This window comes from Azospirillum sp. B2RO_4 (assembly GCF_051124815.1).
In the GTDB taxonomy this organism is placed as follows: Bacteria; Pseudomonadota; Alphaproteobacteria; order Azospirillales; family Azospirillaceae; genus Azospirillum.
The window spans coordinates 1,558,798-1,571,395 of sequence record NZ_CP118485.1 but is presented as its reverse complement, the minus strand read 5'-3'; the positions used below and the strand labels follow the sequence as shown (position 1 = coordinate 1,571,395).

Genomic DNA, 12,598 nt, shown 5'->3' with positions numbered 1-12,598 from the left:
CGCAACAGGTCAGGCACGGCGCAGCGCCAGTTCGATGGACGGACGCAGCATCGAGGCTGCGGCATGGCCGATCTCCACAGCCTCCGCCGCGCGGTCGAATTCCAGGATGCCGATATGGGCCAGCCGCGGCGCGATCAGCACGTCCGGCGGCTCGCCGGCCAAACGCGAGCGGGTGATGCGGTCCTGCATGATGTCGATGGAGCCCGCCATCACCTCCAGGGCGTTCGGCATCGGCTTGTGGGACTGGGCATCGTCGATCTGATCGGCCAGGAAACGGGTCCGCCGGGTGGGCTTGCGGCCGAGCCAGGTGGAGATCTGGCTGGTCAGATGCGAAAAGGCGGGGGAGCCCGCATCACCGCCTGCAACCACCGGCTCCGGCACCTTGGCCGACACCGCCTTGACCGCGTCCGATTTGCCGCGGCCATTCGGCCGGCCGAGCGGCGACAGCTCGCTGTTCAAATTGACCGCCACCACCACGTCGGCGCCGAGGGCGCGACACAGCGAGACCGGTACCGGATTGACCAGCGCACCGTCGACCAGCAGGTGATGGTCGCGCCGCACCGCCGGGAACAGGCCGGGCATGGCGGCCGACGCCAGCACCGCCGACATCAGCGGACCGTCGCGCAGCCACATCTCCCGTCCGGTCGAAAGATCGGTGGCGACGGTGGCGAAGGGCAGGGGCAGATCCTCGATCAGGACATTGCTGCGCTCGTTGTCGAAGCGGCCGAACGCCTTCTCCGCGGCGACCAGACCGCCACGGCGGAAGGTGAGGTCGATGATGCCGAGCATGCCCAGCCAGCCCATCTTCTGCGCCCAGGACTGCAACTCGTCCATCTGGTCGGTCAGATAGGCAGCGCCGACCGCGGCGCCGATGGAGGTTCCGCAAATGATGTCGGGCTTAATTCCGATCTCTTCCAGCGCGCGCAGGACGCCGATGTGCGCCCAACCCCGCGCAGCGCCGCTGCCCAGCGCAAGCCCGATCTTCAGGTCGGTTCCCTTCGCCATCCGCTTCCCCCGTCAGCGCCCCCACGAGAATCCGACAGCGGATCGGAGGCTTGATCTAGAGCTTATCATCTAGGCATTGCCGCCCGGTATCGGAAGCTGCCGGAAGTGGCACGCCGCCGGAGTTCCGGCGATCGCCGCAGGTGAAATGGCAAATGACGAAAATTTATCCGATCTTTGACCTGGATCATCGGATTCGAAGCGGCGACTGTGGCATTTCTGTGCCAGTACGAAGGTATGATCGCCCTTCCAGCTGTTTTTAACCATGCGTCAACTGGACACGATACATTTTCGTTGCGTTGCAGTGTAGTCCCCGAACCCGGAAGGCTTGCCATGGCCGACGAACTGAAAAGCTTCAGAAAGGATTGGAAACGCTGGTCGACCGCGGAGCGGCTGATTGCCGTCACCCTGCTGGTCCTGGCGGCCCTTCTTGGTGCGCCGGCCGCCGCCGGTCTGTTCTGATCGGCAGCCTGCCCCAATACCGTCGCACGGGCCACAGTGTGGCGCGCCGGCAACTTCGACGGTGCCATGGGAGCGGCGACAGGGTCCTCTTTACGGGCTATTAACCCTCACGACCCTACGCTTGGCCGGCTCGGACAGTTCCTGGGACGGTTGGGCGCCACGATCGGACGGAGCCTCGAACCTCCGCCGCACAGGGCACTCGACGGGCGCTCGCTGGAGGGCGCGGACCGGGGTGGTTCCGGCATATTCCGCCAAGGCCTTGCCCCTCTCGCTGGACACGCCCGATGACCTTCTCCGCCCAATCCGCCGTGACGGAACAGAAGCTCCTGAGACAGCGCCTCGACGCCGCCTTTGCGGAAGCAGCAACGCCGCTGTCGCGGGACGAGGTGACGGACATCGTCCGCAACATCCTGGGCAGCATGGACGGCGACATTTCCGCCACCGACCTGCGCCTCTACAAGGAAGTGGTGGACCTCGCCAAGTTCATCGAGACGGCCAAGCAGGAAATCGCGGCGCTGCAGCCGGCCGAAATCCGCGATGAACATATCCGCACCGCCACGGACGAGCTGGACGCGGTGATCGGCGCGACCGAGAAGGCGACCTTCGCCATCTTTGACGCCTGCGACGCCATCGGCGCCATCGCCGGCCAGACGGACGCGGACAACTCGGCGAAGCTGAACGACCAGATCACCAAGATCTACGAGGCCTGCAACTTCCAGGATATTACCGGCCAGCGCATCAGCAAGGTGGTGCGAACGCTGAAGCACATCGAATCGAAGGTCGACATGATCGTCGCCGCCTTCGGCAGCGAAGTGCGGCAGAACCATGCCCCACGGCTGGCAAAGCTGGCGGCGGAGGAGGCGGAGGCCGCCGTCCATTACGAACCGATGAGCGAGGAAGAGGCGGACAAGCAGCTTCTGCACGGCCCGCAGATGCCCGGCAACGCCATGGACCAGGACGAGATCGACCGTCTGCTGGCCAGCTTCGACTGACGCCATGCTGCCCGGCGCACCCATCAGCAGGCCCACCGGCGGCCACACGGCCCAAGGTGCAGGACCGGGAACGGGAAGCGCCGGGCTGCCGCCGCTGCGGGTGGCGCGTGTCGGCGGCACCGGCATTGGCGGGCATGCCAACCCGAACAACGGCAGCATCCTGCTTCTGCTGTCGCTGTTCCTGCTGCTTCTGGTCTTCTTCATCGTGCTGAACGCCAATTCGGTGCAGACGGTGCAGAAGGTGAAGGCGGTCGCCGCTTCGCTGGAGCGGACCTTTCCCAGCTTCGTCATCGACCCGCGCCTGCGCGAAGGCTCCGAACCTGTGGCGTCCCGCGCCGGTACGGTCTTCGCCGTGCAGCGGCTGGAGGATGTCGGCACCCTGTTCGCCACAGCGGTGGCGGTCGCCAAGGTGGAGGTGGTCGCCCCCGGCCAGTTGCTGGAGGTTCGGCTGCCCGCCGACGACCTGTTCCTTCCCGGCACCATGACCCTGCGGCCGGACCGCCAGGGCCTGATCGATCGCATCGCCGACGCCTTGCGTCAGTCGCGCCAGGGCGAGCGGGTGGAGCTGGACGCGCTGCTCGGCATCGGGCCGACGGGAACGCCCAGCCAGCCGCCGGGTCCGGTCGCCCGTGCCGGCGTTCTGGCCCGCGCGCTGGTCGAGGATGGGGCGCCGGCCGGCAATGTCACCATCGGGATCGAACGCGGGGAGCCGGGCGGCGTGCGCCTGCTGTTTTCCCTGCGCTGGGACGAGGACCGGGCAGCCGCGAAAGCCCCGAAGGCAGGGAAGACGGAGGTGCGGAAATGATCCGCATTCCGGGCGTCGTCAACAAGGCCGGGATGGCAGGGGCGGAAGATCGCGGCGGCCAGCGCAAGACGCTGTGGCTGATCAGCTTCACCGACCTGATCTCCCTCATGCTCGCCTTCTTCGTCCTGATGTATTCCATGAGCGAGCCGGAGGCGGAGCGCTGGACCCGTCTGGCGAAGGGCGTGGCGGAGGCGATCCCCGCCGCGCGGTCGACCGCCGTCACCCCCTCCGACCGCCCCGCCGATCCCGGCGCCGCCTTCAACGCAAAGGCGGTGGAGGCACGGGCGGCCATCGACCTGCATTATCTGGCGGCCCTGCTGGGAAGCCAGCTGCGGTCGAATACGGAACTGGCGGTGGTCGAGGTTCGGCGCGAGGATGACCGTGTCGTCATCCGCCTGCCGGGCGAGCGGATGTTCGATCCGACCGGCGCCGCCTTCACCGAAGAGGGACGGCGGGTGCTGTTCCTGCTGGGCGCAGTCATCGGCCGGATCGGCAACCGGATCGAGCTGGTCGGCCATGCGGAGCACGAGGATGCGACCGGTGGCGTGGCCTGGGAACGGGCACTGACGCGGGCGGTCGCCGTGTCCGCGGCGCTGCGCGAGACCGGCTATCGCCGCGATCTGGTGGCACGGGCAGTGATGATGCCGGTTGATGGAGTGGGGGGCGCCGGCAACGGGCGCCTGCCGGTGGACATCGTGGTGCGAGAGGAAGGAGCGGATTGAGGTGACGGACCGGACGGCCCAGGAGTGGAAGCGCTGGCTGCGCGGCTGTGCCGCGGCGGTGGCGCTGCTTGCCGTGCCGGTCCTGCTGTCCCCCCTCGCCGCGGACGCCGCCACGGTTCCGGTGCGCGGCGGCACCCACAAGGATTTCGGCAGGCTGGTCTTCGACTGGCCGGGCAAGGTCGATTATACCGCATCGGTCGAAGGCGACCGGCTGGTCGTCACCTTCACCGACAGCATCGATGCACCGCTCGACCGCTTGGTCCGGGCGCTGCCCGGCTATCTGGCCGCCGGACGGATCGAGGCGGACGGCAAGACGGTCTCGTTCGACCTGAAGCGTCCGGTCTCGCTGAAAAGCTTCCGCAACGGCAACGCCATTGCCATCGACCTGTCGCCGGCTGCGCCGCAGACGCCCGCCAAAGCGGAGGTCGCGAAGGCAGAGCCCGCGAAAGCCGAAACCGCCAAAGCCGAAGCCATAAGGCCGGTTCCGTCCGCCGGTCGGCTGCGCGTGCGCGGGGCTGACCAGCCGGACCAGAGCCGCCTGACCTTCGACTGGCCGTCGCCGGTCGGCTACACGGTCACGCGCGACGGCGCCGCGGTGACGGTGGCCTTCGACAAGGGCGGCACCGCCGACCTGTCGGCGGTCTCCAAGGCGGCGTTGCGCAACATCCGGAATGTGGAGGCCTATCGGCGGGCCGACGGCGCGCTGGCCGTGACGCTCGCCGTGCCGCAGGATGCCGAGGTGACCGACAGCGCATCGGGCAAGTCGGTGATGTTGTCCGTCGGCAATCCCGGCTCCCGCGCCGGCCTGCCCAAAAGCGAGGGTACGTCGGGATCGCGGGGCAGCGAAGGCGGGCAGGCCAGGGAAGGCGGCAGGGACACGCCGACCACGGCGTCGGCGACCTCCGGTCGCTCGGCCACCGCGGCGAATGCCGCGGCTCCCGCACCAGTGGCGAATGTTGCGGCGCCTCCCAACACTCCGCCGACGGAGGCAAAGGCCGCACCGGCAGCCCCAGCCGATGCCAAGTCCCAGCCGGCGGCGGGGCCGAAGGGACCGGTGCTGACCTTCGACACCGGCGGGCCGGCCTCCATCGCCGTCTATCCGCGGGCGGGCCAGCTTTACGTCGTGTTCGACCGGCCGATGCCGATCGGCGCCGGCAAGCTCAGCGGCCCGGGGTCCGAGTTGATGGGCGCGGTGGAGCCGGTGCCGGCAACCGGCGGCACGGTGTTCCGCACCAAGATCGGCCCGATGGTCTGGCCGACGGTGGAACGGCAGGGCACCACTTGGCGCATCCTGTCTTCCGCCCGCCCGGCCAACATGGGCAGCGCCAACGATCTCCGCGTCGAACCCGACCCCGATTTCCTGCTGGGCGCCCGGTTGCTGGTGCGTGCGCCGGACGCGGCGAACGTCGTGCAGTTCGCCGATCCCGACGTCGGCGACCGCATCCAGGTCGTCCCGCTGCCCAGTCCGGGGCAGGGCGTGCCCGAACCGCACCGGTATCCCGACCTGGAAGTGATGCCGTCCTATCAGGGTGTGGTGGTGCGGCCGATCTCCGACAATGTGACGGTGCGCGCGATCAAGGAAGGGGTGGAACTGACGACTGCGGGCGGTCTGCACCTGTCGCCGGCCGCCGATGCCGGCAATCCGGCTGTTGCGCCGGCGCCGGCGCCGGCGCCGCCGCCTGGCCCGGCATCCGCGCCCCAACCGGTTCCGTCGCAACTGGCCGCGGCACCGCTTCCGGTCAACCCGCCGGCCGGCGGCGCCTCGTCCGCCATGGAACCGCCGAAGGCGCAGCCCGCTCAGATGCAGGGCCGCCGCCTGTTCAACCTGCCGGCCTGGAAGCATGGCGACCTCGACCATTTCACCGAGGCACGGCAGGATCTGCAGTTGGCCGTGGTCAACGCGCCGGAATCGGAGCGGCCGAAGGCGCAGCTCGACCTTGCGCGCTTCTATTTCGCCAATGGGTTCGGGCAGGAGACGCTCGGCATGCTGGACGTGCTGCAGCAGAACCAACCGGACCTTGAGGGCTGGCCGGAGTTCCGCGCGTTGCGCGGCGCCGCCCGCGTGCTGACCGGCGATCTGGACGGGGCGGAGGCCGACCTGTCGATCCCGTCGCTGGCCGGCAATCCGGAAGCCAGTCTGTGGCGCGCCGCCATCGCCGCCGACCGCCGCGACTGGCCCAAGGCGATGGCCGGCTTCAAGGCGTCCGGCCCGATCCTGAACAGCTACCCCGAACCGATGATCGGGAAGCTCGGCCTGCGGGCGGCGGAAGCGGCGTTGGAGACGCGCGACACCGCCACCGCCAAGCGGCTGTTCGACCGGGTGATCGAGCACAGCGGCCCGGATCAGGAGGAGAACCCGCAGACGCAATATCTGCGCGGCCTGCTCTTCGCCCAGACCGGTGAGATCGATCAGGCGCGGGAACAGCTGACCGCCGCCTACAACAGCTATGACCGGCTCTATCGCGCCAAGGCCGGGCTGGCGCTGACCAATCTGGAGCTGTCGGAAGGCAAGATGTCGCCGACCGCCGCGGCGGAGCAGTTGGCCGGCCTGACCTTCACCTGGCGCGGCGACGATCTGGAGATGCAGATCCGCTCCCGCATGGGCGAGGTGCTGATCGCCGGCGGCGAATATGCCAAGGGCTTCAACACCATGAAGGAGACCGCGGCCCTGGTCGCCGACACGCCCAGGGCCGAGGCGATCACCAAGGAGATGTCGCGCATCTTCGCCGACCTGTTCAAGGACGGGGCGCAGCGCCTGCCGACGCTGGACGCGCTTCAGCTCTACGACCAGTTCCGCGAATTGACCCCGGTGGGCGAGGCCGGCGACGAGATCATCCGGCAGCTGGCGGAACGGCTGATCTCCATCGATCTGCTGAACCGCGCCGCCGACCTGCTGCAGCATCAGGTGGAATACCGTCTGTCCGGTCTGGACAAGGCCCGGGTCGGCACGCGTCTGGCCTCCGTCCGGCTGCTCGACAACAAGCCGGAAGAGGCGCTGAAGGCGCTGGAACTGTCCAATGTCGCCGGACTGCCGGCCGACCTGACGGCCGAACGGCGGCTGATGCAGGCCAAGGCGCTGGCCGAGCTGAACCGCGGCGACGAGGCGATGCAGCTTCTGGCCCAGGACGACAGCACCAACGCCAATCTGCTGCGCGTCGACATCGCGTGGAAGGGGCAGAAATGGGATGCGGCGGCGCTGGCCCTGAACAAGGTGATCGGCCCGCCGCCCGCGGCCGGCAAGCCGCTGGACCCCAACATGTCGCAGTTGGTGCTGAACCGTGCGGTGGCGCTGGCGCTGGCCGGCGACGGCAACGGGCTGAACCTGCTGAAGAAGGATTTCGAAGGCTCGATGAAGGGCGGGCCGAATGAGGACGCCTTCCGCATCCTGACCCGCCCCGAACAGGCGATGGGCCTGATCGACGTCGGCACCATCCGCTCCCGCGTCGCGGAAGTGGATATGTTCAAGAAATTTTTGAAGGAATATCGCGGCGGCAAGCAGGCCGGCGACAAGCCGACTTCGTAAGGCGGCGGGACGCCTTGCGGGGGATTGCTGCGCCCCGCCGCCCGCTCCGCGCCGACGGCCTGGGGCCGTTACTTCGGCAGCAGAACCTTGTCGATGACGTGGACGACGCCGTTGGACTGTTCGACGTCGGCAATGGTGACGCGCGCCATGTTGCCGGAGGCGTCCGCAACCATCACGGCGTCGCCGGACTGGGTGAAGGTCAGCGGCATGCCTTCCACCGTCTTCAGCATCGCCTTGCCGTTGCCCTTCTTGATGTCCGCCACGATGTCCTTGGCGTCCAGCTTGCCGGGAATGACGTGATAGGTCAGCACCTTGGTCAGCTGGGCCTTGTTCTCCGGCTTCAGCAGGGTGTCGACGGTGCCGGCGGGCAGGGCGGCGAAGGCCTCGTTGGTGGGGGCGAAGACGGTGAAGGGACCCTTGCCGTTCAGCGTGTCGACCAGCCCGGCGGCCTTCACGGCGGCGACGAGGGTGGTGTGGTCCTTGGACTGGGACGCATTCTCCACGATGGTCTTGCTGGGGTACATCGGCGCGCCGCCGACCATCTTCTCCATGGCCGCATTGGCGCAACCGGCAAAAAGAAGGGTGGCGATCGCCACGGTGGCAACCTTCTTCATAGCATTCCCTCTTGTCGGTGAAGGTCCGCTTTCCGCGGACACAACACCGTTACGGGGGAGGCTTTGGTTCAGATCACAGCAGAATTTGTGCGTGATGATGATTTTTGTTTGATTGAAAGAGGTAATGCTTTGGTGGTGCGATCGTCGCCTCCCGCCGGCTAGAGCTGCACCTGCGTTCCCAGTTCCACCACACGGTTGGGCGGCAGCTTGAAGAAGTCGGTGGCGCTGACGGAGGTGCGGGACATCACCACGAACAGCTTCTCCCGCCACAGCGCCATCTGGGAGTTCATCTGCGGGATCAGCGTTTCCCGGCCCAGGAAGAAGGAGGTCGCCATCACGTCGAACTCCAGCCCGAAGGCCTTGCACAGCCGCAGCGCCTTGGGGATGTTCGGCTCCTGCGAGAAGCCGTAGCGCACGGTGATGCGGTAGAAGCCGTCGGCCAGCCCCTCCACCACCACGCGGTCCTTGGCGGGGACACGCGGCACATCCTCCACCACCACGGTGACGAACACGATGCGTTCGTGCAGGACCTGATTGTGCTTCAGGTTGTGCAGCAGGGCGATCGGCACGGTGTTGGAACTGGAGGTCATGAAGACCGCCGTACCCTTCACCCGCTGGATGTCGCCCTTCTTCGCCTGACGCTGGATGAAGGCGTCGAGCGGCAGCGATTCCTCGGCCAGCCGCTTGGTCAGCACGGCCCGGCCGCGGCGCCATGTGGACATCAGGCCCAGCGTGACGCAGGCGATCACCAGCGGCACCCAGCCGCCATGGGGAATCTTCACCGCGTTGGCGGCGAAGAAGGACACCTCCACCACCAGGAAGGTGGCGCCGACGGCGAAGCAGAGCGGCAGGCTCCAGTTCCAGCGGCGCCGCGCCACCACCAGGAACAGGGTGGTGGTGATGATCATGTCGCCGGTCACCGCGATGCCATAGGCGGCGGCGAGACGGCTGGAGGACTGGAAGACCAGCACCAGCCCCAGCACCGCGGCCAGCAGGCCCCAATTGGCGCGGGGAATGTAGATCTGCCCCTCCTCCTCGTTGGAGGTGTGGCGGATGTCGAGTCGCGGGCACAGGCCCAACTGCACCGCCTGCCGGGTCAGCGAGAAGACGCCGGAGATCACCGCCTGGCTGGCGATCACGGTGGCGGCGGTGGACAGGCCGATCAGCGGATAGAGCCCCCATTCCGGCGCCAGCAGATAGAAGGGGCTGCGCACCGACGTCGGGTCGTTCAGCAGTAGCGCGCACTGGCCCAGATAGTTCAGCAGCAGGCCCGGCAGCACCACGGCCAACCACGCCACCTGGATCGGGCGGCGGCCGAAATGGCCCATGTCGGCATAGAGCGCCTCGCCGCCGGTCACCGCCAGCACCACGGCGCCCAGCACGAGAAAGCCGGCGACGCCGTGTTCGGCGAAGAAGGCGATGGCATAGTACGGGTTGAAGGCGACCAGCACGCTTGGCTGCCGGATCACCTCCAGCAGACCGAGGATGCCGAGCGTGGAGAACCACACCAGCATGATCGGACCGAACAGTGCGCCGACGCGCGAGGTGCCGTGGCTCTGGATGGCGAACAGGGCGATCAGGATGGCGACGGTCAGCGGCACCACCGACGATTCCAGCGCCGGTTCCGCCACGCCCAGCCCCTCGACCGCCGACAGCACGGACATCGCCGGGGTGATCATGCCGTCGCCGTAGAACAGCGCCGCGCCGAACAGGCCGAGCGCCGTCAGGACCGTCAGCTTGCCCGACGCATCCGGCCGCGTCTTCGACGCCAGCGCCAGAAGCGAGAGGATGCCGCCCTCGCCCTTGTTGTCGGCCCGCATGACGAAGCCCACATACTTGACGGTGACGACCATCACCAGCGCCCAGAACACCAGCGACATGATGCCCAGCACATTGTCATGGGTCAGGGCGAGCCCATGCTCGCCGGCGAAGCATTCGCGCAGCGTGTAGAGCGGGCTGGTGCCGATGTCGCCATACACGACCCCGAGGGCACCCAGGGTCAGCGTCGCGAGCTTGCCGGAGTCGGGCGGCGCGGCCTTCAAAGCGGTATCAGTCATGCAGTGATTGCGGTCCGAAGTTGGTCCGTCGTTCGATGGCGCCCGGTGCGGCGGCGATGGTCCGGCCCGCCGCCCCTTCGGCGGTTGCGAACGGTCGGAGCCATCCGGCGGGATTGGCTTACCGGCCAATCATCCCACCGACGCACATCGCCTTTCCTCATACGCGCTTACGGCGCCCAACGCCAGCACCGGCTTGCGCCATGAAGGCCAAGCCTGGGGGCTGCGACGAAGTGCGCAGGGCTCTTCCCGCTATGCGGGCACTTTCAGAGCGTGCCGAAGCTGCGCGCCAGCGATCCGGCGATCAGATACCACCCGTCGACCAGCACGAAGAAGATGATCTTGAACGGGATGGCGACCATGGTCGGCGGCAGCATCATCATGCCCATCGACATCAGGATGGACGACACCACCATGTCGATGATCAGGAATGGCAGGAACAGCAGAAAGCCGATCTCGAACCCGCGCTTGATCTCCGAGATCATGAAGGCCGGGACCAGGACGTGCAGCGGCATGTCGTTCGGCTCCTGCACGTTCTGCAGGCGGGCCATGTCCATGAACAGGCGCAGGTCCTTTTCGCTGGTGTGATGCAGCATGAAATCGCGCAAGGGCGCCACCGTGCGGCGGAACGCCTCCATCTCGTCGATTTCCTGGTTCATCAGCGGCTGTATGCCCTGGGTGTAGCTGCGCTCGAACACCGGGGCCATGACGAAGAATGTCAGGAACAGCGCCAGCGACATCATCACCGTGGTCGGCGGCACCTGCTGCACGCCCAGCGCGTTGCGCAGGAAGGACAGCACGATGACGATGCGGGTGAAGGCCGTCATCATGATGAGGATCGACGGCGCCAGCGACAGCACCGTGATCAGCCCGATGGTCTGAACGATGCGCCCGGTGGCGGTGCCGCCGGCGTCGCCCAGGTCGAAGGTCAGGCTCTGCGCCAGCGCGGGTCCTGCGCTCAGGCCCAGTGCCACCCCGACGGCGAGAGCCAGCGCCAGCCCCGCGGCTGCAGGCTTCCACCAGGATGTCAGGCGCCTCGGGATCGCCGCCGTCATCGCGGCTGGCTCCCGGCCGGCGCGGACGCGGCGGGGGAATCGGCCGTCCCGGCGAGAGCGGCGTCGAATCCCCCGGCCGGGGCGCTGTCGACCAGCAGGTCGCCGTTGGCGCTCAGCAGGATCAGATGCTCGCGGTCGTCGCGGCGGACCAGGATCAGCCTACGCTTGGCATCGATCGGCAGCGCCTCCACCACGCTCAGCCGGCGCTGGCGGGAACGTCCGCGCACGGTGCCGCCGGCCATGCCGGCCCGGCGCATCACCCAGGCGACGACCATGATGAGCGCCACCACGAAGAGAAGCGCCATCAGGAAACGGATGTACTGGTCGAGATCCATGGAAAGGGCAGGCTTTCTGTATCAGGGCGTATCGTCGGGACGGCCCGGAGCGGCCGGGTTCCCGGAGCGGCCGTAGGCGGCGGCGGCGCGCTGGCGGGCGGTGTGCGGATCGTCGCGGCCGGCCAGCGCGGCGGCGATGGTCTCCTCCCGCCGGGCCTGCTGGTCGGTCAGCGCGGCGGCCAGCGGCGCCAGCGCCGCGACAAGATCGCCGAGCGGGCCGAGCAGGGTCCGCGCCTCTCCCCGCGGCAGGGACTCGGCGGCGAGGCAGAGATGGGCGACGCGTTCCTCCAACCCGGCGAGGTCGATCAGCACGCCGGCCTCGGCCTGCGTGCGCGCATCGTCGAGCGTCGCACTCAGCGCCAATGCCTGTTCCACGATCCGGCCGGCCGACTCGGTGCTTTCGGGCGCAGGAGGGGCGGGCGAAGGGGAGGCGGGTGGCGGACGGGTCACGGCTTGTCCTCCTCGATGATGTCCTCGGAGTGCGGTTCCGAAGGCATCGTGCCGTTGGCGCGATAGACATAGGCGAGGATTTCCGCCACTGCGGCGATTGCTTCGACGGGGATATCGCTGTCGACTTCGATGGCTGACAGGATCTCGACCAGATCGGCGTCCTCGCGTACCTTCACGCCGTTGGCGAAGGCGACCTCCAGGATCTGCTCCGCCACCGTTCCCTTGCCGGTGGCGACGATCCGCGGCAGCGTCTCCGTCCCCAGATGGTATTTCAGTGCAACCGCGACCGGCCGCCGGGCAAGGGAGCCCCGGGCAGGGGACTGCGTCTTGCCGGCTGGCGGCGAGGCGGGGGGGCGGGCTTGCGCGGACAAAGGGCGGCCTTGTCGAGGGGGCGTCGATGGGGCGTCGAGTGGGGGGTCCTTCCTGGGCCGCATCCTGGACCGGTAGGCTTAACGAACTGTAAAGGCAGCGGGGCCGGCCGATTCGCGGCGGTGGAGATTCATCCTTCGTTAACGCAAACGGGCGACCATCGGAGACTGTGGCGATGCCCGTTACGGGCGTCGAACTGCGGATTTGGCAGTGGT

At 68.0% G+C, this 12,598-nt stretch carries 12 protein-coding genes; 5 read left to right on the top strand and 7 right to left on the bottom strand.

Annotated features, from left to right (window positions below; all coding sequences use genetic code 11):
• Positions 1–9: 9 nt before the first annotated feature.
• Positions 10–1,005: a patatin-like phospholipase family protein gene (locus tag PWS46_RS07455; protein WP_434613193.1), complete on the bottom strand. Its 996-nt coding sequence runs from the start codon at positions 1,003–1,005 to the stop codon at positions 10–12.
• A 330-nt stretch (positions 1,006–1,335) separates the two neighbouring features.
• Here PWS46_RS07455 and PWS46_RS07450 point away from each other — a divergent pair, with 330 nt between their 5' ends.
• The 5 genes from PWS46_RS07450 (at position 1,336) to PWS46_RS07430 (ending at position 7,506) form a co-directional block, all read left to right on the top strand.
• The gene (locus PWS46_RS07450; RefSeq protein ID WP_256379245.1) at positions 1,336–1,464 is read left to right on the top strand and encodes a hypothetical protein; all 129 of its coding nucleotides are present in this window, start codon (positions 1,336–1,338) and stop codon (positions 1,462–1,464) included.
• 284 nt (positions 1,465–1,748) lie between these two features.
• Positions 1,749–2,456: a protein phosphatase CheZ gene (locus PWS46_RS07445; RefSeq protein WP_434613190.1), complete on the top strand. Its 708-nt coding sequence runs from the start codon at positions 1,749–1,751 to the stop codon at positions 2,454–2,456.
• Positions 2,457–2,460: 4 nt separating this feature from the next.
• A complete protein-coding gene (locus tag PWS46_RS07440; RefSeq protein ID WP_434613188.1) occupies positions 2,461–3,261 on the top strand; it encodes a hypothetical protein in 801 nt (266 codons plus the stop codon).
• The gene (locus PWS46_RS07435; RefSeq protein WP_434613185.1) at positions 3,258–3,983 is read left to right on the top strand and encodes an OmpA/MotB family protein; all 726 of its coding nucleotides are present in this window, start codon (positions 3,258–3,260) and stop codon (positions 3,981–3,983) included. The genes PWS46_RS07440 and PWS46_RS07435 overlap by 4 nt, the downstream gene beginning before the upstream one ends.
• A gap of 1 nt (position 3,984) precedes the next feature.
• The gene (locus PWS46_RS07430; RefSeq protein ID WP_434613182.1) at positions 3,985–7,506 is read left to right on the top strand and encodes a tetratricopeptide repeat protein; all 3,522 of its coding nucleotides are present in this window, start codon (positions 3,985–3,987) and stop codon (positions 7,504–7,506) included.
• Positions 7,507–7,574: 68 nt separating this feature from the next.
• Here PWS46_RS07430 and PWS46_RS07425 read toward each other — a convergent pair whose 3' ends face one another.
• The 6 genes from PWS46_RS07425 to PWS46_RS07400 all read right to left on the bottom strand — a co-directional run bounded on the left by PWS46_RS07425 (position 7,575) and on the right by PWS46_RS07400 (position 12,385).
• Positions 7,575–8,120, bottom strand: a complete 546-nt coding sequence (locus PWS46_RS07425; protein ID WP_434613179.1) for a fasciclin domain-containing protein — start codon at positions 8,118–8,120, stop codon at positions 7,575–7,577.
• Positions 8,121–8,278: 158 nt separating this feature from the next.
• Positions 8,279–10,177, bottom strand: a complete 1,899-nt coding sequence (locus PWS46_RS07420; RefSeq protein WP_434613176.1) for a potassium transporter Kup — start codon at positions 10,175–10,177, stop codon at positions 8,279–8,281.
• Between the two features lie 263 nt (positions 10,178–10,440).
• Complete coding sequence (gene fliP / locus PWS46_RS07415; RefSeq protein WP_434613173.1) at positions 10,441–11,229, bottom strand: flagellar type III secretion system pore protein FliP; 789 nt, start codon at positions 11,227–11,229, stop codon at positions 10,441–10,443.
• Positions 11,226–11,564: a FliO/MopB family protein gene (locus tag PWS46_RS07410; protein WP_434613170.1), complete on the bottom strand. Its 339-nt coding sequence runs from the start codon at positions 11,562–11,564 to the stop codon at positions 11,226–11,228. Before PWS46_RS07410 ends, fliP begins: the two co-directional genes overlap by 4 nt.
• Before the next feature lie 21 nt (positions 11,565–11,585).
• The gene (locus PWS46_RS07405; RefSeq protein WP_434613167.1) at positions 11,586–12,014 is read right to left on the bottom strand and encodes a hypothetical protein; all 429 of its coding nucleotides are present in this window, start codon (positions 12,012–12,014) and stop codon (positions 11,586–11,588) included.
• A complete protein-coding gene (locus PWS46_RS07400; protein ID WP_434613164.1) occupies positions 12,011–12,385 on the bottom strand; it encodes an EscU/YscU/HrcU family type III secretion system export apparatus switch protein in 375 nt (124 codons plus the stop codon). The genes PWS46_RS07405 and PWS46_RS07400 overlap by 4 nt, the downstream gene beginning before the upstream one ends.
• Positions 12,386–12,598 lie beyond the last annotated feature (213 nt).